16 protein-coding genes and 1 pseudogene are annotated in these 19,478 nt (G+C 71.7%); 10 read left to right on the forward strand and 7 right to left on the reverse strand.

The window, feature by feature from the left end; all coding sequences use genetic code 11:
- Positions 1–96 precede the first annotated feature (96 nt).
- The gene (locus tag ACFWA9_RS30970; RefSeq protein ID WP_380391429.1) at positions 97–2,043 is read right to left on the reverse strand and encodes a PIG-L family deacetylase; all 1,947 of its coding nucleotides are present in this window, start codon (positions 2,041–2,043) and stop codon (positions 97–99) included.
- Between the two features lie 766 nt (positions 2,044–2,809).
- Here ACFWA9_RS30970 and ACFWA9_RS30975 point away from each other — a divergent pair.
- Both ACFWA9_RS30975 and ACFWA9_RS30980 read left to right on the forward strand, forming a co-directional pair.
- Positions 2,810–3,001, forward strand: a complete 192-nt coding sequence (locus ACFWA9_RS30975) for a hypothetical protein (protein ID WP_380391431.1) — start codon at positions 2,810–2,812, stop codon at positions 2,999–3,001.
- Positions 2,998–3,465 (forward strand): type II toxin-antitoxin system VapC family toxin, encoded by a 468-nt coding sequence (locus tag ACFWA9_RS30980; RefSeq protein WP_380391433.1) that lies wholly within the window; start codon positions 2,998–3,000, stop codon positions 3,463–3,465. Before ACFWA9_RS30975 ends, ACFWA9_RS30980 begins: the two co-directional genes overlap by 4 nt.
- A 592-nt stretch (positions 3,466–4,057) precedes the next feature.
- Here the strand turns inward: ACFWA9_RS30980 and ACFWA9_RS30985 are convergent.
- Positions 4,058–4,471, reverse strand: a complete 414-nt coding sequence (locus tag ACFWA9_RS30985) for a phage tail protein (RefSeq protein ID WP_380391435.1) — start codon at positions 4,469–4,471, stop codon at positions 4,058–4,060.
- A gap of 571 nt (positions 4,472–5,042) precedes the next feature.
- On the opposite strand from ACFWA9_RS30985, the gene ACFWA9_RS30990 reads away from it, so the two are divergent.
- The 4 genes from ACFWA9_RS30990 (at position 5,043) to ACFWA9_RS31005 (ending at position 9,744) form a co-directional block, all read left to right on the forward strand.
- Positions 5,043–6,614 carry a hypothetical protein gene (locus ACFWA9_RS30990; RefSeq protein ID WP_380391437.1) on the forward strand — a complete coding sequence of 524 codons (1,572 nt, stop codon included), beginning with the start codon at positions 5,043–5,045 and terminating at the stop codon, positions 6,612–6,614.
- Positions 6,615–6,699: 85 nt separating this feature from the next.
- Complete coding sequence (locus ACFWA9_RS30995) at positions 6,700–6,981, forward strand: hypothetical protein (RefSeq protein WP_380391439.1); 282 nt, start codon at positions 6,700–6,702, stop codon at positions 6,979–6,981.
- A gap of 376 nt (positions 6,982–7,357) precedes the next feature.
- Positions 7,358–7,777 (forward strand): hypothetical protein, encoded by a 420-nt coding sequence (locus tag ACFWA9_RS31000; RefSeq protein WP_380391440.1) that lies wholly within the window; start codon positions 7,358–7,360, stop codon positions 7,775–7,777.
- 548 nt (positions 7,778–8,325) lie between these two features.
- Complete coding sequence (locus ACFWA9_RS31005; protein WP_380391442.1) at positions 8,326–9,744, forward strand: replication-relaxation family protein; 1,419 nt, start codon at positions 8,326–8,328, stop codon at positions 9,742–9,744.
- A gap of 39 nt (positions 9,745–9,783) precedes the next feature.
- Here ACFWA9_RS31005 and rplS read toward each other — a convergent pair whose 3' ends face one another.
- Entirely contained in the window at positions 9,784–10,152 is a 369-nt protein-coding gene (gene rplS / locus ACFWA9_RS31010; protein WP_380391458.1) for a 50S ribosomal protein L19, read from the reverse strand.
- A gap of 314 nt (positions 10,153–10,466) precedes the next feature.
- Here rplS and ACFWA9_RS31015 point away from each other — a divergent pair, with 314 nt between their 5' ends.
- Positions 10,467–11,012: a hypothetical protein gene (locus ACFWA9_RS31015; RefSeq protein WP_380391445.1), complete on the forward strand. Its 546-nt coding sequence runs from the start codon at positions 10,467–10,469 to the stop codon at positions 11,010–11,012.
- A 61-nt stretch (positions 11,013–11,073) separates the two neighbouring features.
- On the opposite strand, the gene ACFWA9_RS31020 is transcribed toward ACFWA9_RS31015, so the two are convergent.
- From ACFWA9_RS31020 to ACFWA9_RS31035, 4 genes and pseudogenes are all read right to left on the reverse strand, one after another.
- Positions 11,074–11,244, reverse strand: coding sequence for a hypothetical protein (locus ACFWA9_RS31020; RefSeq protein ID WP_380391461.1), 171 nt, complete (start codon positions 11,242–11,244; stop codon positions 11,074–11,076).
- Positions 11,245–11,329: 85 nt separating this feature from the next.
- Positions 11,330–11,593, reverse strand: a pseudogene (locus ACFWA9_RS31025) (DEAD/DEAH box helicase family protein); the annotation flags it as partial.
- A gap of 212 nt (positions 11,594–11,805) precedes the next feature.
- Positions 11,806–12,354, reverse strand: a complete 549-nt coding sequence (locus ACFWA9_RS31030; protein WP_380391447.1) for a helicase associated domain-containing protein — start codon at positions 12,352–12,354, stop codon at positions 11,806–11,808.
- 28 nt (positions 12,355–12,382) lie between these two features.
- Positions 12,383–12,589 (reverse strand): hypothetical protein, encoded by a 207-nt coding sequence (locus ACFWA9_RS31035; RefSeq protein WP_380391450.1) that lies wholly within the window; start codon positions 12,587–12,589, stop codon positions 12,383–12,385.
- A 143-nt stretch (positions 12,590–12,732) separates the two neighbouring features.
- On the opposite strand from ACFWA9_RS31035, the gene ACFWA9_RS31040 reads away from it, so the two are divergent.
- The 3 genes from ACFWA9_RS31040 (at position 12,733) to ACFWA9_RS31050 (ending at position 16,770) form a co-directional block, all read left to right on the forward strand.
- Positions 12,733–14,649: a hypothetical protein gene (locus tag ACFWA9_RS31040; protein WP_380391451.1), complete on the forward strand. Its 1,917-nt coding sequence runs from the start codon at positions 12,733–12,735 to the stop codon at positions 14,647–14,649.
- Positions 14,650–14,776: 127 nt separating this feature from the next.
- Positions 14,777–15,310: a hypothetical protein gene (locus ACFWA9_RS31045; protein ID WP_380391454.1), complete on the forward strand. Its 534-nt coding sequence runs from the start codon at positions 14,777–14,779 to the stop codon at positions 15,308–15,310.
- 1,013 nt (positions 15,311–16,323) lie between these two features.
- On the forward strand, positions 16,324–16,770 hold the full coding sequence (locus tag ACFWA9_RS31050; RefSeq protein WP_380391455.1) for a hypothetical protein: 447 nt from the start codon (positions 16,324–16,326) through the stop codon (positions 16,768–16,770).
- The last annotated feature ends 2,708 nt before the right edge of the window (positions 16,771–19,478 follow it).

Here is a 19,478-nt window from a genome sequence, read left to right on the forward strand (position 1 = left end):
GCGGCAGGCCATCGGCCTGCCGCCCCGGGCCAGCGGTGTCTCGCACCCGCCTGCCCTTGGGCCGGCGGTCAGCGACTACTGCTCGCTGCCGGGTGGTTAGAAGGGGCCGTGCCAGGTGCCGTCGGGGGTGTTCATCGGGTGGACGTAGATCCTGCCGTTGGTGCCGATGACGAACACGTGGGCTACTCCGGCGAAGTCGGTCACGGCCGCCGGGTAGTCCAGTGCGGTCTGGCCGAGGTCTTTCCAGGCCGCGTAGACGGTTTCCGTGGCCTGGACGGTGGAGCTCACGCCGGTGCCGCGGTTGCGTTCGAACAGGGTGACCTTCCCCCCTGCCACGGTCGCGGCGGGTTCGCCGACGCCCCCGTGGCCTTGGTAGAAGGACGGTGTGGTCCAGCTCCCACCGGGCGCCACCTGCCGGCTGATGCCCATGGCTCCGGTGCCGCTCTCGCGGTAGGCGAGGTGGATCCGGCCGGCGCCGTTCAGGACTGCCTTGGGCGGGCTGGCGGGCCGGGCGCCCGGTATCTCGCCGGGCCCGGCGAAGGCGCCGTTGCGGGAGGTCTGCCACCAGGACAGCATCTTGGTCGAGGTGCTGGCGAAGACCTCGATACGGCGGTCGCCGTTGCGCACCGCGGACACCGGGTCCTGGATGTCGCTGCCGCCCATGTCGGCCCACCCGCTGGACCAGTCGCCGCTCGGGGTGGTCTGCCACTTGCTGCTCAGACCGCCGCCGGCGTTCCTGACGAAGAGCTCGAGCCGGTCGTCGTCGTCGTTGGCCACCACGGGCGATCCCACCTGCGAGGCGAGGTTGCCGGGGTTCGGTGTGCCGTGGTCGGTCCAGCGCTGGCGCCACTCCTGGCTCGGGGTGTTCTGGGCCAGCGAGACGATGTGGTGGTCGCTGAGCCGGTGGGCGAAGACTTCCAGGCGGCCGTCGGAGTTCGTCCCCACGGCGATCCCCGGCGCCAGCCGCCCTCCCGGATCGGCCAGCTGCAGGGAGTCGGACCAACCGCCGGACGTCGTGCGCCAGCAGGTGTAGAGCATCCCGTTGCGGACCACGAACGCCTGGGGCCGGCCGTCCGCGTTGACCCCGGCCCACGAGGTGCCGCGCGACCAGCGGTAGTACATGCGGGAGAACCAGTCCGGGCTGTAGTTGCCGGTGGAGTGGTCGTGGCTCTGGTACTCCGCGAAGATCCCGGCCTTCGCCGTCACCGCCGAGGCCTCGAGGTTCACCGGGGAGGTCTCGATGTTGTAGTCCCGGTAGTTCACCTGGACCAGGTTCATCGCGGTGCCGGGCTGCGCGGCGCGGTACAGCAGTGCCGCTTCCGCCGCGAACCTGGCCGCCGCCAGGTGGTCCGGGTGCCACCTCTTGGCCGGGTCGGGGTACTCGTCCTGTGCCCGCAGGACGGAGGGCTGATAGGCGACCATCAGGTCTTTGAGCAGCCCGGCGACCTGGTTGCCGTTGTACGTCGTCGGCTGCACCGGAGGGTGGTTGTCGACGGGCGGAGGGGTCACGGTGAAGTCCGTGGCCGTCCGGTCCTGCTCCAGCGAGATGAGGTTCCCGTCGTGCAGGTTGACGAAGATCAGATGGACATTGGGACGCTCTCGCAGGACGTACCGCTCGACCGAACGGTCTCCGACCCGCAGCATGTCGCGCGCCCAGCGGCCCTCCTCGTCGGTGCCCGGAACCGTGTCGCTGACTCCGGCCATCCGGGAGTAGGCGTTGATCGCTCCCAGCTGGCGGTTCTGGGTTCGCTCCCAGTCGGTGTCGGGTTGGCCCCCGCAGTTCGTCTGGCAGGGGTCGCCGGTCTGGTTGCCGGCGGTGAGGAAGACCGTGACCGTCGGTACCTGGGTGGCGAGCGAGGCCGCCAGGTCCGGGTTCATGAACAGGATGTCGTCGTCCTCGTGAGCCACCACCTGCATGACCAGAGGAGCGAGTTCGCCGGTCGTCGCAGCCGTCGCGGTTGTCAGGCGAGTGGCCAGGAGCGGCTCGGCGAACGCCGCTGCGGCCAGCAGCGCGAGCATCCGTCGGCGTCCGAAACTGGACATCAGGTCCCCCTCGTTGCGATCTTCCATCGAAGACGGTCGTTTGCGACCCAAAGGAGGGTGATGCTACGTGAATCCTGGAGGGACCTCGGAGCACCTGCTGTTGTTGACGTGAGGCAGCGGGCGAGCCGGCCATCGCCACCGTCCACCCAGCCGCGCTGGAGCAGGGCGGACAACCCGCACCGGAGCTGACCGCGTGGCAGGCCAGGCTCGTACTCCCGCCCTCCGCCTCCCACGGGCGGGGCCCAGACTTGGGGCGTCAGCAGTGTGCGTCCGGATCGGCAGGTGGCTGGCGGATGGCGCGCGTGCGGGCGCGGCCCCTTGTCCGGGGCGCTGCGCGGCCCCGGCTCGTGTTTGTGGCCCAGATCGCACTGGCCGTGGCCAGCATGACCGAAACTGGAGGGTCTGCGGATACACCGCAGGGTAGATGGCTGTGCGAGCACTGAAGTGCTCGCGCCAATGGAAGCTGACGGTGCATCAGTTGGCCGTCGCTACGGCGGCTGAGCACCGCATGCGGGGTGTGGGGCGAGGGCCGAGCCGACTGGAGCGAGGGCGAAGTGCTGGCCGCACTCGGAGGGGAGCCTCGTCGCCCTCGAAGCCGCGTGGACCGGCGACGACCAGGCACTGGAGACCCTGGCCGTCACCGGCCCCGGGGAGAAGCCGCTGCACGCCGCCATCGCCGACTACGCCGACCTCGCCCTCCAAGGTCTCACCGCCGCAGACCACGGCATCTACGACGGCCTGCCACTCGACCAGGCTTCAGGCCGCGGTGCTGCGCGAGCTCGCCGGTGTGCTGGGCCGCCCGGCCGAGGCGCTGGCGCTGGAGTACGCGGCCGGCACCCTGAAGTTGCCGACCACCACGATCGGCGAGTCCGCCTTCGCGGACTGGGCATTGTTCGACGGCCCGCCCGACCTCGCCGCCCACGCGGACGACTACCTGGCCAAAGGCTTCGGCCGGTGACCCCCACCGTCCCTGGGCCGGCCGCCCCGGTGCTCGCGGTGGCCGACACCGGAGTGCTGCTGGCCGCGTTCAACGGCCGCGACGTGCTCCACAAGGTCGGGGTCCAGGCGCTGAACGTACCCAAGATCCTGCTGATCTCCCCGCTGGTGCTGGCGGAGCTGGACCACCTGCTGCACACCCGGGCCGGGGAACGGGCGGCGGTCGACGCGGTCACCCGCCTCGGCGCCCTCGCCGGGCAGGGCCGCGTCCAGATCGCCACCATCGACCGCCCGCTGCTCCTCGAGGCGGAGGAGCTGATGCGCCGCCACCTCGGCATGCGGCTCGGCCTGGCCGACTGCGTCAACGCCGTCCTCGCCTGGCGCCTCACCCGCCCGGCGCTGCTCGCCTTCGACAAGCACTACAGCGCGGTGCTCGCCCCGCGCCGCCCCGGTGAGAAGCGCCTGGAGGTCCACCCCGGCCCGTGAGCCGCCACGCCGCCGCTGTCGCGTGACCTGTCGCGTCGCCTGTCGCGTTGAGGGCTGTCGCGCCCTGTGACCTGGGGAGATACTCGCGAACCCCTGTGTGTGGTCTGGGCGCGACAGTCCGGCGCGACAGTGCTCGGTGGCCTGGGCCTGCGACCGCCGGCGCTGGTGACTTTCACCCCGGGACCTGGTGAGTTCCGCCCCGACGACCGGAACTGACCGCACCCGCCGCCCGCCCGGAGCCTCGGCCGACCGGGCCGGCACTGCAACGCGAGGTGCAACACAGGTGCAACACCGGGTGCAACACAACGACAGCGTTGCACCCCTGACCTGCGGCGATGCCCGTCAATAGGGCCTGGGGTCCCGTGTTGCACCCCTGCGTTGCACCCCGTGGGCGCCAGGTACCGATCGCCGCACGCCTGTCATCGGCGCTGGTGAGTTTCACCCCGGGGCCTGGTGAGTTCCGCCCCAATGCCGTTGCTTTAGCCCACCCAGCCGCTGAAGGGGGAACCGAACGGGTTCAGGCCCGCCGACTATTGGCCGGCGGGCCTGAAAGGAGCTGTAAGCGGTCCCGGGCGGGACCGTGTAACACCTGCTACTCGACGACGATCTCCTCGAACGTGATCGTGACCGACTCGGTGTCCCCTGACGATTGGCCTGCACCGAGCGAAGGCCCCTCCCACCGGGAGACCCATCCCTGCATGAGCTTAATCCTTCGGACGTGGCCCGTAGCGTCGGAGATTCGGAGGACAGCCAGCTCCGGCGTGCTGTCTTCCGCCGCGCTGGCCAGGGCCTGGGCCTGTTCTGTCGGGAGCGCGAGCGTGATTGTTCCGGGCTGGACGACCTTCGGCTTCACCTCGCCGACCAGGTCCTGAACCGTGGTGGAGTCGTTGACCTCGATGACGTCCTGCCCAATGGTCAGGCCGTCGATCGACTGGACGGTCTCAACCTGGAACTGGCCCAGGCTGAGCTCGAACGTGTGGGCGGTCAGGGCATCTCCGATAGCCATCCTGCGTCACCGATCTTCCGTCTCATGGCCCGGCGGGTCAGCCCCGGACAGGCGCATTCCGTTTCGGCGGTGCGTCCGACCTTGCATCACAGCACCGACTGCTGACAGTAGTGGCGTCAATCCGCTCTGTCTCGAATCCGCGCCAAAGCCGCCCCGCGCGCCTTCTTGCTGCTCCCCACCCACCCGGTTCCGCCTCGCTGAACCTCCCCGTCGCAGGTCATAGGCGTGCGACCGCGACCCGCGTCGCAGACGCAATCGCACCCCGGCCCCGTGCCGACCGCGCACTGCGACCGGCACCCCCAGCCGCTGGTGAGTTTCACCCCGGACCCCGGTGAGTTCCGCCCCGCCGAACTTTCCACCGCAGCTCAGAGCCGGTGCGACTCCAGTCGCACCCGCGTCCTCCCGGTCTGGGTAGCAGCAGCGTGCAGCAGGAAGCAGCCGCTACCCGTGCGGCGCTGCACGCTGCTGCTACCCCCTTGTCCTCGGCCGCCGAACCGCTGAGTAACGCCTCGCTGCCGGGTCGAGGCGTAACCCGGCCCGGTGGCTGACCTGGGCGGCTACGATCCGGGCTATGGACAGCGCCCCGCCGGTCACGGCCACCGATTCGCCGGCCGACAGCGAGGCCCCGGCCCGGGTGTGCGAGCGCCCGGAGTGCGACAACCCGGCGCCGAAGGGGCGCACCGGACGTCCGAAGCAGTACTGCTCCCGCTCGTGCCGCAGCAAGGCTGACCGCGCCAAGCTCAAGGCCCGCGAAGCAGCAGCAGCAGTCGAGGCTGCTGCACCCGCTGCTGCACCGGATCCTGCTGCTGCTACTCCGGCCCCCGCTGCTGCACCGGTTGCTGCTACACCCGCTCCCGCTGCTGCGCCGGACCTTGCTGCACCCGCTGCCACCCCCGTTGCTGCTACACCAACTGCGGCAGTCCGGGCCGACGACGACCGCTGGGGCGAGGACGGCCGCTACCTCCTCGGCATCGCCGACGCGCTGCACCGCAAGCTCGCCGCCTTCCTGGAGGAGACCGCCACCGGCGACCCGGTCGCAGCCTTCGAGGAACTGAGACTGCGGCTGCCCGGCTACAGCCAGCGCGCCTTCTCGACCGGCCAGAAGATCCGCGACAAGGCCCGCTGGCCCGACCTCACCGACGACGAGCGCCACCACCGCAGGATGCTGGAGCGGATCGACCTGTCGAAGATCCCCGATTTCGACCCGAACGCCCCCATCCCCGGTCTCGATGATGACCAGGAGCCGGCCTCATTCGCCTCGCGAGGCGAAACCGAAGCCGCCGGTCAGCACCAGGACCAGGGGCAGCCCGCCGGTGAGTCGGTCGGGACCGCCTCACCGGCCGCACTGCCGCGCCAGCACAACGGCGATCTGCTGCGCCCGCCACCGGAGCCGTACTTGCGCGGCCTGGGCCGCTACGACGTGATCCGCAACGCCACCGCGCTGCTCGGCCCCGGCTGGGACCTGGTCGGCTGGAGCCGGGCCCCCGGCCTCTTCTACGTCCGCAAGGACGGCCGGGCGCTCGGCTGGATCGAGCACGGCGCCGGCCGCGTGGACGGCTGGGCCGTCCTGGTCGACGGCCAGTTCCTCGTGGACGGCGACCGGCCCGAGCGGCCGCTCGCGTGCGCCTCGGCCGACGATGCGGCCCTGCTGGTGCGCCAGGCCCTGGACCAAGGTCTGCTCGACACCGCCGACCCGGCCGCCGACCGAGCTGACCCCGGCCCGGCCCCGGGGCCCGAGGTCGGCGCGCCGACCGAGCTGACCCCGGCCCAGGCCGCCGAGCAGGTCCGGCGCGAGGCATGCACCGACCCCGAGACCCGCTTCGACTTCCCGGACTACCTCGACGACCTCAGCTTCACCTTCGGCCCCGGTTGGGAGCAGGGCCGCTGGATCGCGCCCGAAGCCGAAGGCGTCCTCCAGCTCCGCCTGGACGGCGAGCCGGTCGGCTGGACCGCGCCCCTGCCCGATGGGCCGTGGGGCCTCGGCGGCCCGATCGCGCTGCTCTACCAGCGCGGCGCCGCCGACCGGCTCCTCACCGACAACCACTCCCGGCCGAAGCGCTTCCCCGACACCGACCTGGCCCTGGACGCGGTCCTGCGCCAGCACCAGGGCGCCAACGCCCTCAGCTGGCCCGTCGACCGCTGACCCACCGGCCCTCCGGGCGCCGCCGCCCGCGGCCTGGCGCGCCTCCGGGGTGCGGGCCAGGCCGGCCGGGTCCACGGTGGTGACCATGCCGATGGTGATCCTGCTGGAGCTCAGCGAGCCCGCCGACGCCCACCTCTACCAGGTGTCCGGCGAGGACCCCGAGCCCGCCGCGGTGCACCTGGTCCACGCCGCCGCTTCCGGCCCGGACGCGCCCGGCGACCCGGCCGACACCACCCTCTGCGGTACCTCCACCGCCCGGATGCTCCCCACCCGCTGGCAGCCCACCGCCCCCGGCGAGCGCTGGCCGCAGCGATGGCGCCCCTGGGCCTGCCGCATCTGCGACACCGCGCTGCGCAGCGCCCGCTGAGCGGCGCCGCCGCCCTCGCCGACCCGACCCTGCCGACCAGGCGAGCTGCACGTAGGTACCACCGCAGGTACCACCGAGGGCACCACCGCAGGTACGCCCGCAGATACCACCGTAGGTACCCCCTCGCTCCTCGCCCGGCCCGAGCGTTCCCGCAGGTCAGAGCCGGTTTTCGGAGCGCCGGAAAATCCGACAACCCCCTTCTGTCTGTCCCTTTGCCCTGGTTGCTGGTGGTGGGTGGGTGCGGTTTGGGTGACGGTCCGGACAGCCGGGGGTCTCCACCCTGCGGGGCTGTTGGTTGTGGTGTGCGTCCGGCGAGTGCCGGCCGCGCGCCGCCCGGCGGGCGCCACCCGGCCCGTCCGCGCTCGTTGACCCGGGCGTGAGCAGCACTCCGGCCGCCCGGCGCGGCCTCGGCCCCGGCCCCGGCGTCAGCAACGCCCTCCAGCGCCCCGCCAGCCGCCCAGAACCGGCCTGGGCCCGGCCCACGCCCGTCCCGGACCCTCCGGCCAACCCGCAGCCGCCGCAGCCCGCCCAGCAGGCCGCCGTGGACGCCATCGCCGCGCTGCGCCTCGTGAAGGCGCCGGCCGCCGTCCTCGAGTCCGCGCTCCACCTCGCCCAGGCCCTCCTGGAGCGACCCGGCGAGGACCCGCTCCTCCTGGAGGCCGCCGCCGGCCTCGCCGCCGTCATCCCGCAGTTCCTCCCCGCCGCCCGGCCGCCAGCACCGACCACCACACCGCCCGCCCGGCTGCGCCCGGTACCTGAGCCGACGGTCTCCACGCTCGGCACCCTGCGGGCCTGACACGGCGCCCAGGCGGCCGTTGGCAGCCATGCGGCGGGCCCGCAGCGGGTAGCGTTCTGTGTGGCCGTTCAGGGCCGCTGTGAGCCGCCGTCAAGGCGTGCCAGGGGCCCAGCGAGGCGAAACAGCCCGCCCCAGCGCCCCGGGTGTCTCCCCGGGGCCGTCCCCGGGTGGTGCCCCGGGGGGATCTCCTCGCAGGCGTTTCGACATTTCCCCAGCTCACAGCCCCAATTTCGGGTCGCGCCGGTTGCCGACAACCCTCTTCTGTCGCCTGGCGCGGCTCCATCAGGGTCTCGCTCCGGGCCACTCGGGCCCTTCGCCCAACCCCCGGGCTGTCCCCCGGCCCCAGGGCGCAGCCCGGTGCTCGCGCCGCGGCCGGGCAGCTCGGGCGTTCCGGTGAGTGCGGGCGGCCGGGCCGGCGGGTCGGCGGTGGCCGGGTCGGCGGGCGGGCCCGGTCGGTGGCGGCCGCGGTGGGCGTGATCGACTTGTCGGCGGCGTGCGGTATGCAGAGCAGTCAGCCACCGCACCGCAGACCAGCGAGGGGGAGCGCCGTGAGCCCCCGTCAGCCCGCCCCGGGCACACCCGACCAACCCGACGGCCAGGCCGCCGCTGCCGTGCCGCGCAAGCGCACCCGCAAGGCGTCCAAGGCCAACCCGGGCGGCTCCTCCAACGACCTGCGTGCCGACGTCCTGCGCGCCATCGCCGTCCTGAAGATCGTCACTGGCCACCAGCTCTGGCGGCTGCCGCGCCCGGACGCCTTGGAGAACAAATTCGCCCGCGCCGCGCTGAACGATCTGGAGAAGAAGCGGATCACCGTCAAACACGGCACCGGTGAGGACGGGCGGGACATCTGGGGGATGACCACCGCCGGGCGCGACGCGGCCCGCGCGCTGTTCCCCGACGGCCGCAACATGGGCGGCATCGCCCGCAAGGCCGGCACCAGCTCGGCCGCCGGGCACGCCCTGGCCGTCACCGAGACCATCATCGCCTTCGTCGTCGGCGGCACCGGCCCCAACATCCCGGACAAGCAGGTCAACGGCGACCGCACCGCCCCCGGCGTCGGGCCCGGCGTCGGCCGGATCGAGCAGTGGGCCACCGAGATCGAACACCTCACCCCGCACAAGCCCACCGTCCGCGCCGACGCCGTCCTGCAAGCCCCCGACCACGGCCTGCCGGTGCTCCTGGTCGAGGTCGACCTCGACAACGAGTCCAACCCGATCGTGGCCAAGAAGCTCGACGACTACCGCGGCTTCTTCGACCACCGCCACCCGCTGCCCAACCCCCACTCCCGCGGCACCATCGGCTACCTGGAGTGGAAGAAGACCGAGCCGCACTGGCGCCGCACCTACCCCGGCACCGGCAGCCCCGGCCACCCGCCCGTCGCCGTCGTCCTCGGCCACCTCGGCGAGCGCGCCCTGCGCCAGCGCGTCACCAAACTCACCGAGATGACCCGCCGCCACTGGCAAGGCCGGCACCTCGGCGACGGCTACTACGACCGCAGCGAAGCGATCCCGATCCTGTTCACCAGCCTGGAGCTGCTGATCGAACGCGGCCCCCTCTCCCCGATCTGGCGCCGCGCCGGCCGCGACGGCCCCCTCCAGCCCCTCCACGCCGCCCTCGACGACCACGACGGACCCCAGGCGTACGCCAAGCACCGCGAAGCCCAGCGCGCCCAGCAGCAAGCCGACAACGACGCCGCCGAACACCGCCGCCAGCAACGCGAACTCCTCGCCACCGCCTGCCCCCACTGCCACCGCACCGCCGACAAATACAAGAACCCCCGCTACGCCTCCGACGGCACCAAGCTCTGCCACTTCTGCCAGCAGAAGGCCGACCAGGCCACGCAGACCGAAGCGGCCCAACAGATCACCGAGGCCGCCCAGGCCCATGCGGAGCGCGTCCGGATCGCCGAGAACGCCACGCTGCTCCGGACGGTTTTCGGTCCCCGGAAGCCAAAGAAAGAGATCTGAGACCGATCCTGGTCGAAAATGGGGCGGTGGTCCGCCTTCTTAGGTTGCCGTCCGGGATGGCAGATTACCTCCGGCCTCGCGCTTCTCCTTGATCTTCGCGGCCTTGCCGCGGAGTTCACGCAGGTAGTAGAGCTTGGCGCGGCGAACCGCACCGCGGGTCGTGACCTCGATCTTCTCGACGGCCGGGGTGTGCACCGGAAAGGTGCGTTCCACGCCAACGTTGAAGCTGACCTTGCGGACGGTGAAGGTCTCACGGACCCCTGCCCCGTGACGGCGGATGACGACACCCTGGAAGACCTGGACGCGGGAACGGCTGCCCTCGATGACACGGACGTGAACCTTGAGCGTGTCCCCCGGACGGAAGGCCGGGATGTCGGTGCGGAGGGAGGCCGCATCGACGGCGGCGATTCCGCTGTCCCGTGGGCAGCTAGGAGCATGGTCGGCCTTTCGCTCCGGGTCAGAGAGCGCCCGCAGGCAGTTGCCGCACTTGCGGCTGAATTTCCCGCCCGGCAGTGCACCGCCCTGGGGCGGAGGAACGATGGGCTCGGACGAAGCCATATGGACCTCTCAGTTCGCACTCATCAAGACTCCGTGCTCACACTACCTAGGTGAGGCGGTTGACACACTTGAAAGCCACAGACCGTCAGCCATCTGACGGAAAGGGAGGGCACTTCCCCTGGTGGGACCCCACTCCTGTCCGTTATGGTGCGACCGAGGCCCATGTGACGGTCGGGAGGAACACTGCGCCGTTCCTGGCCGGGTTCTCTCTGGCAGCCTCCATTCAAACACTCAACCTGTCAGCGGAAGTTATTTACTGGCGCAACCTTCCATTTCTCCTCTTTGTGATGGCTGCATTATTCTTAATTTTCACAGTTCAAGCCTTATTCTGGGCGCAAAGCTGGAAAGTAACTCCAGCCGAGCTCATGATGTGGTTCCCAGACTGGGAGCACCACTATCGTCGCAAGGCGATGACTGGGATCCTAGATGAGCATAGAGAGCGGTATGAAAAATGGGTGGCGGCTGCGTCGCTGACGTTTGCCCTGGGATTGTTCTGCCTTCTGGCTGGATTGACGCTCATCGCTGTCCCCCCAACCTGTGCGGATTCATCATTACGCTGGAGCGCCGTGGCGGTCGGATCGTTCGCTGTAACCGGTGAATTACTTTGGGTTCTCAAAAACTCATCTGAAGCCTTGAGAAGAATGATCAGTGCCTTCAAACGAAAGTTTGATGCCTGGCGGCGGCCGAAGCATGAAGCGGACGCCGAGTAGGCAATGAACCTCGATGGTTCGACTTGGTGCAGGGGCATGGACCCCGCGAACCTGCAACAGCTCATAACGGTTTAGCGCACCGCACCGGAGGTGCGACGAACGCGGCGGCAGCGCCCGGGTGCTCGGCCCAGTACTCGTAGGCGTCGGCGATCGCGCCCACGGACGTGTAGGTGGCGAACAGCGTGGTCGGCCGGCGGTGCTTTGCGGCATGGGCGAGCCACATGGCGATCATCAGAGGGCTGGTGCTCGCCCATGCCGTGGGGCAGCTCGGAGTCGACCAGGGAGCACACCGCGTGCATGTCCCCGGAGCGGCCCGCGGCCCGCCACGAGCCGATCATCTGCACCAGCAGGTCCAGGGTCGGCACCACGACCAGGACGGCGCTCCTCGGCGCGAGCTTCTGTCCGGCCGCGGCCCCGACGTACGACTTGCCGGACCCGGTGGCCATCTGCATGGTCACCCGCAGCCCGTCGGAGGGCACCGGGTGTCCAGGACGGGGCGTCAGACCCCGCACGATGGCCTCTAGGGCCTCCTCCTGGTGCCCGCACAGCGAGACGCCGGCGGCGGCGGACTGAGCGGCCATCAGGCCCGGCTTACGACGTTCACGAAGACGTGTGTGAGTTCCTGCCGCTGCGCCGGGGCTTGAATGGCCCCTGACCGGCGCATCTCATGAGTCCGGCGGGAATCGTCCGGGTCGTCCGCTGAGGCGCGTCGAGCCGGTGTTCCCGGTCGGGCCTCCACCTACGAGGGAGGCCCGACCGGCCCTGACCTGCCGACCTCGTCGGTGTACGGGAATCACGTGAGTGTCCCGGGAATCCCACCGCCGCCCGCTACGCCCATTCCACGCCATGTTCGGCGAGCTGGGCGAGCTGTCCCGGGCTGAGTTTCGCGCGGCGGGCTTTCTGGTTGTTGAGCCAGGTGCCCAGCGCGAAGTGCGACACCACCACCTGCTCCACCCCGCCCGGGGCCGGCCTCCACGGCCTCGACCGGCTCCTTGTGCGGGCGGGGCACCCGGGGATGCCGCTCCCCCCGCTCCACGAACGCCGCGAGCGCCGCCAGGCCCTGGGCGAACCGGTCCGTGCGCGACACCGTCGGCCTCGCCTCAGCCGCAGCCTTCGCGGCCGCCAGCTCGGGATCTTCCTCGATGCCGATCGCCGCGAGCAGGTCCCGCTGATCGGCCTCCAGATCGGGCGAGCCGGCCCGCTGGGCCTGGACCCAGCGGCCGAGCTGCTCGCCCTCGAACACCGTCTCCAGCGGCAGCCGCGCCCAGTCGACCCGCCCGTCGGAGTCGAGCCACCACGACCGGGCGACCGCGTAGGCGCGCTGCCTGGTGATCGGCCACACCGGGCACCACCACGGGTCGATCTCGGATTCACCGGTGCTGCAGCCACCACACGACCAGGGTGACGCCGCTGCTCCCGAGCGTGCCGGCCGCGCCCCGTACGACGCCCAGGATCCCGATACGGGCCAGACGCCGTCCGAGCCGACGTCCGCGGTCCGTGTTCCCCCGCTCGCGGTTGCCGTCGTCGGTGGGCTGGGCGAGACGGCGGGCCCGAGTGCGCGGGTTGTGCCTGGACATGGTGGTCCTCCTGACCGATGTGCGGTTGCTTCCGGCGATCCGCCGGTGCAACTACCGTGGCCTAAAACCGAATTGGCCCTCAAGCTGGAACAATCGGATCCAGGGGGGAAACAACCCCTTTGACCAGGGGGGAGACACGTTCAGTGTCTGGAACAAAGGACGGTCTACCCAAGCGCGGCGCGAAACCGGGCAGACGCACCAACGACGACCTGAACGCTCTCGCACCCGACGTCCACGCGTTCGTCAAGGCACTGCGTACACACGTGCTGGAACCGCTCAAAGACCAGGGAATCAACTACCGGAGACTGTCCGAGTACCTGACCGAGAGGTTCGGCAACGGCTACAGCCTCTCGACCGTGCAACGCATCGGATCCGGCGACAAGGTCCCCCCACGCGACGTCCTGGACCACTTACTGGACCTCGCCGACAACCACGCGGGCCCCCTTGGCGACGACGACCGGTCGACCGTCACCGGCACCTACCTCCCCGCTCTGCGGCACGACGACCCGATCCTGCACCAGTACTACGAGCTCCAGGACCAACTCGACCGCCACCATCACGACAACGAAGGCCTCAGGGCCGACAACGAGGCCCTCAGGGCGGAGAACGCCCGCCTCCGGGCAGCCCTGGAAACACTCCGTCACCCAGATCGTCAGAGGTACCTGCAGCAGTACTACGACCTTCCGACGAGGACCTGGAAACCCACCAGCACATGGCGACTGGCCCCCGAGCTCCTGGACCCGATGTCCGCGGCCCAGGCCGGGGTCGGATCCATCACCGCGCACCGAGCCGGGGCGCGCGATCAGGAGGCACCGAACCGAGCGCCGGCCGCTCCGCTCCATGACACCGCCGGCTCTTCCTCCCCGCCGCCGCCCACCCGTGCGTTGCACGATCAGCCGGTTGCGGGCACGGTCCTCGAACGCCCGGACGAGGCCGGCCCCGGGAACCTCCAGGACATCTACTGGAGCCCGCTTCCACCACCCGGGTCGCCCCTTCCCTCCCACCACGTGTCCTGGCCATACGACAACATCAACCACCCCACTCCCACCGACAACCCGAACGACCCAGCGCGGGCACCCGAGGAGCCCGCCGGCCAACCCCGCACGGCCGACGAGGCGACCCCGCCCCCAGCGGACGCCCCCGGCCCTCCCGGGACGCCGACCGGACTCGACCACTCCGACCCGGCCGACACGTTCGCGGAACCCGGGCAGGAACTCACACACCCCTCCGGCGAGCAGCCTGCCTGCGCTCCCGCCAAGCCGGCCACCCCGGAGCCGCACGACACCGCACCGCCGAACACCGCCCCGGAACCCGAACGGCAACCGCACCCGGAGCCTGGAGAACATCACGCAGCCTCGACGGATACCGGCCCCGCCGCCGAGGACAGCCAGGACACCACCACCGAGAAGAACCGACCGGCCGGAACACAAACACCGCCACGCCCCCCACACGAGCCGTTCACCCCCGGGGCCGACGACGCCGACACCCCCCGCTCGGCCGACCAGCTCGTCGCCCTCCTCGGCGACCTCACACGCCGAGGACAGCACGAGGACGCCCGACAGAGCGTCCTGCGCTACGCGGACATCTACACCCCCACCGACACCGGCCGCCTCGCCCTCCAACTCCACCGAGCCGGCTTCACCGACCTGGCCCAGCTCATGACCACCTCATACAGAACGAGAACACCCCAAGAAGTCGCCGATCTGGTCGCCACCCTGCGCAACAGCCAGATGGAACGCGTGGTCCCGCCGCTCATGGAGGCCTTCGCGAACATCCGCCCCGTCCCGGACATCGCCCAGCTCGCCCGCCGCCTGCACGGCCCGTCCAGCGACTGGTACGCCGACATCCTGCTCTCCGACCTCGGCCCCCGCACCCTCTCCGAGTACGCCGACCTGGTGGAAGCCCTGCCCCCCACACGCACACTGACACGGGACCGCCTCGGAGACCGGGCACCAGCCATCGCCGCCGAACTCCTCGGGCGCGGCAACACCCGCGCCGCCGACGCCCTCGCACCACCACCCGCTCACGAGACACAGCGCACGGGTATCCCCGCCGACTGACCGGCGCATCTCGTGAGCCCGGTGGGGAATCATCCGGTTCCTTCCATCGAGGCGTCGAGCCGGTGCTCCCGGTCGGGCCTCCACCTACGACGGAGACCCGACCGGCCCTAACCTGCCAACCTCGCCGGTGCACAGGATCCGCGAAGGTGCCCCGGGAATCCCATGCACCGCCCGCTACGCCTTCGAAGCAGCCCTCCGCAGCTTCGACGCACCCCGCTTCGACAACCAGCCAGGCTCCTACATCAACAAGAAGACGTACATGCCGGTCGTGGACGGCCGCCCCTTCGCTGACCTGCAATCGCAAGGCGTCGAGGTACTGGTCAACGTCGCCCACGTCCTTGCCCACCAACATGTGGCACTCAACGACCCCGACATCCCCCTGCCCAACCTCCTGATCATCGACGGCATCAGCAGCAACGTTGGCCACGAAGGCGTCGACCTCGAACGCCTGCGCAAGATGTACGCCAGCCTCCTGCGTACTGCCACCGAACACGTCGACCGCCTGCAGATCATCGTCACCGACAACGACTCCCCTCCGATCGAGGGCATTCACCGGCCGCTGGAACTGTCTGACACAGACCGACTCGTCCCCATGCCTGATGCCGAACCCGGTGACGAGCAGCCTGCAGACGCGCCGCCAGGAGAGGAAGCTGGCGCGTGACGACAGCAGCGGGGCCGGACAGGAACACCCTGTCCGGCCCCGCTGCGCGTTGTGCGGCTATGCCCAGCGCATTCCGACTTTGGACACGAGCGCCACCCTCTGGACGGGAAGCCCTGCGGTCTCAAGGGGGCGGGCGGCCGCGGGCCTGCCGCCCGCCGTACGGCAGGCCGGCCGTGCTGCGCCCGCTGGACGGCCAGCCACGTCGCACCCACCACCCAGTACCCGCCCGCCAGCCCCCCACGGACGTCCACGTTCGCCGGGGTGGTGTCCCGGTCTGTCGCCTGGCTGCTCCCCGGCCGGGCTCGCCCGTCGCGCCGCCCGCCGGGTGGATGCGGCCGCACCTGGCGCCCCGCGGTTCCGTCCCCGCGGTTCTGTCCCGGCCAGGTCCTGGCTTGTCCGGCCCCGGCCCCGCTCTGCCCGGCCTTGGTGTGGGGTTGTTCGGCTCGGGTGCCGGTGTGTGACCTCGCGGCACTTCTCGCGCTGGTTTCGGCTTCTGGTGGACCAATCTGGGCGGGTGGTCGGGTGTCGTTCGGCGGCCTGGCGGGGTTCCGGGGCGGTCCGGTTTGGGTGACGGTGTGTGGCTGCCTTCCCGGCTGGCGGGGGTTCGGCGGGCGGCTCCTGGGTTTGGGGCCGCTGCGGGGTGTTACGGTGAATTGACGGCCCGTCGGAATGTCGCTGGAATCGCCGCTGGTTTCTGTCCTGGTTTTCCTCGTCGATTCGACTGGTATTTTCGCCGTTCGGGGCTGTTTCGGTGGGTCGTGGATTTCGTGCGGGGGTTCGCCGGGGGACTGGGCGGGGGAGCGGCGGGTTTCGGGCGCTTGGGGGCCGTGCGGGAGGCCCGTCCCCGGTATCGGGCCGCCCTGGCCGCCGCTTCGGCTCCGGGCCGTGGGGGTGGCCGCCGTCCCGGCCCGGCGAGCCCCTGATCCTGTGTGCGTTCTGGGGCGGGGCAGTTCCCAAGACGGCGTTGATGGTGGGTCCGTAGGGTTGAGGCTGGTTCGGGGAGGGAGCGGTGGATGGACGTGTGGGGGATGGCGGAGTGGTCGGCCTGGGTGAGCCTTGAGAAGGCGCGGTTGGCGGTGCCGCGCCTGCCGGGGGTGTACATAGCGCGGTCGAAGTTGGAGGGCCATGTGGTGTACGTGGGCTGCGCCAAGGAGCGGGCAGGGAACGGTGCGAGGCCAGCCCGAGGCATGCAGGGGCGGATCGCGAAGTACACAAGCGGGTTGGCGTCTGGACTGGGTGAAGCGGCGTTGGACCGCGCTCTGGCCGACCCGCAGTGGCTGCGCGAGCGCCTGGCCGAAGTCGAGACCGGCCAGCCTATGAGAGCCGCACGGTGGGCCAAAGCAGCACTTGCACGGGCTGAGCTGGAGCTTTGTTGGGCCGTCACGGTCACCGGCAACGAAGCAAAAGCTCTGGAGGACCAGGTGATCGCGGCGCTGCGTCCGACGCTATGGAACCGCTGAAGTTCCGCTAGCTGGTTACTTCGACCTGGCACACGCGGGAGTTGCTGGTGGCTCTGGTGCGTGCTGCGGATGGTGAGCTGGTGATTCGACGGCGAGCACATGCTGACCACCTCGATGCGGGCGGTCGACGGGGCGATCAGGGACGTCCTGTACGAGCCGTTGCCGGACGGGCGGGGTGGCTGCTCCCCGTTGCCCGCCGGCCATCCGCCCGCGGCCGCCACCGGGCTGCCGCTGCGCCGTGCCGTCGGTGGCGGGCGGCTGTGTCTGGCCGCCGTCCCCGGGCCGGTCCCCGCCCGCCTGCTCGTCGCGTGCCTGTCTGCCACTGGCCCGCCGCCGTCCTGGTGCCGCAGGTGCCCGGGCCTGCCGCCGGCCCCCTTGCCGGGCCGTCAGGCACCGGCCCCCGGCCGCCCCCGGGTGCGGCCGCCGGGCCGGCACCTCCACCGGGGCCGCCAGGCCGCCCGTGTGCGGCGGGGATCAGGAGGAGTTGGAGGGCCAGGTGGTGGTGCCCGGCTGCGCCCCGCCCCGTTCGCCGGGCCGCCGCCCGGCTGCGCCCCGCCCCGCCGCCCCGTTCGCCGGGCTGCCGCCCGGCTGGGCCCCGCGCCGGCGCCGCGTCCTGCCTGGCGTCGTACGGATTCCGGGGACGGGCCCTCGTATTCCACCGCTCGCGCCGCTCGCGAATTCCGTTCACGTGCTGCCGGACCGGAGGGTGCCGCGCCCGCCTGTGGTGTTCTCCGGTGGTCCCGGATTTCGTGGTGCGGGACAGCGGGCGGTGCCACCCCTTTCCGACGCTGGTCTTTCCGCCTGCCGGACGTTCTCCGGCGGTCTCCGGAACACACCGGGATTCCATCGCGTCGAATCCACGGAATTGCCTGCCGGAGTGATCAGCCGGAACGGCCCCGTTGGCCCGCTTGATTCCCTGCCTGGTTCACCGCTTGATTCCCCGGAAGTTTCACCGCTCACCCCGGCCGTGTTCGGCCTCCGGCCACCGGCCTGTCCGTCGCCGTGTTCACCCTCTGAATCATGGCCGATTTCACCCCTGCGCGCACCGCCGGATTCCCCGGCGGTGCGCCTTCCCGCACGGCCTCGATTCGCCGCCGCGCCGGTCGCCGGATTCGCCCGCCGTCCCGGCCTGAATCACCCGCGGGCCGCACACCCCCGCCCCCGGCTGCTCCCGCCCCGCTGCTCCCCGGAGCGACAGGCCCGGCAACCAGGGGGCCGCGCACACCCTGGGAGGACACCCCCAGGGGTGTGCCGTCGCCCTGGGGGGCCGTAGGCCGCCCGGCCCGGCCACCCCGCGCCCGACAACCACCAGGCCCCGGCCGTGCCCGCTGTGCCCCCGCCAGGGGGCCGCAGGCCACCACCACGGACCCGCCCACCACCACGGACCCGCCCGCCACCACGGACCCGCCCGCAACCACGGACCCGCCCGCCACCCCGGCCGGTGCCGCAGGCCCGGCCCCGCACCCACGCGCTCCCGGGCCGCCAGGCCCGCACCCCCGCCACCCATGGTCCGGCCGCCAGGCCGGCACCCCCGCCGCGGCCGCAGGCCGCGCGCGTGCGCGCGCGCGGGCGCGGGGCCTCGGGCGGGGGCAGGCGGTGGGGTGCTGCGCCCCGGCCCGCGTTCGCCTCCCGCCCGCCGACCGGGCGCTGCTGCTCCCCGTGCCGCCTCTCCGGGGCCGGAGGGTGAAGTCCCTGACAGCTCTTGCATCTCGACCCCGAGTCGGTGACACCTCTTGCATGTTCGTCCTGCGGCAGGCCGCAGGGCTGCCGGTGCGGTCCGGAGGGGGTGGCGGCAGGCGGCCCAGGGGCGGGTTCGGTGTCCGACCCAAGGGCGCCGGCCGCGCTCTGCCGCAGGCCTGCGCCGTACCCGCCCGGCGCCCCGCCGTGCTGCTCTGGTGGCCGCCGCCGCACCCTCGGGAACGGGCGCCGTGAACCCGGCTGCGCCCCGTCAGGGGCCGTCCCCGGTGGCGCCGGGAGGCGGGCCGACGCGGGCCTGCGGTGGTGCCCGGTGGTGGGCTCGGCGGCCCCCTGGCGCACCTCGCCGTCGGGGCCGATGCCGGGGCCGGCCTTCGCCCGCCGCGCACCAGCACCCGCCGCCGGTGCCACAGGCCGCCGCCCTCCAGCACCTGCCGCCCGCCGCTCCCGGCCCTGCGGAGCCCGCAGGGCCCCGCCCCTGGCCCACCCCTCCCCGGAGGCCGTAGGCCGCCCCACGGGCCGCCCGGGTGCCGGGGCCGGGCACCGCCGCGCCCCGTGGCCGATATCAGGGCGACGGCCCTCTACCGACAATTCGCGGGATATCATGAACGGAAGGGCCGCAGAATTCCGCCGTCCCGTCAGGGATGGCCCTCCTACCGGAAATTCGCGCCACATCGTCAACGCCGCTCGGACACCCCGCCAGGGGAGGCCCCTCTACCGGCGATTCACGCCACATCGTTAACGCTCCCGGCCGCAGGCCGGAACAGGCCCGATGGCGGGCCGCAGGCCCGTGCCGCTTTGACGCCTATCACTCACCAGGTTGAGGCCCCGCCAGGGGCCGCCCCAGGCAAGCCAATTCGTCACCGGCGAATTGCCCCAGTCACCCACCCGCCCCCGCCCGGCGCAGCCGGGCCCCGGGGCGCAGCCCCGGCCCAGCAACCACGCACGGTGACGGCGCAGCCGGCACCCCCGCACCTGGCGGTGCGTCAGCACCGCCGCAGGGCCGCCAGGCC

Source organism: Kitasatospora sp. NPDC059973 (genome assembly GCF_042737525.1).
In the GTDB taxonomy this organism is placed as follows: Bacteria; Actinomycetota; Actinomycetes; order Streptomycetales; family Streptomycetaceae; genus Kitasatospora.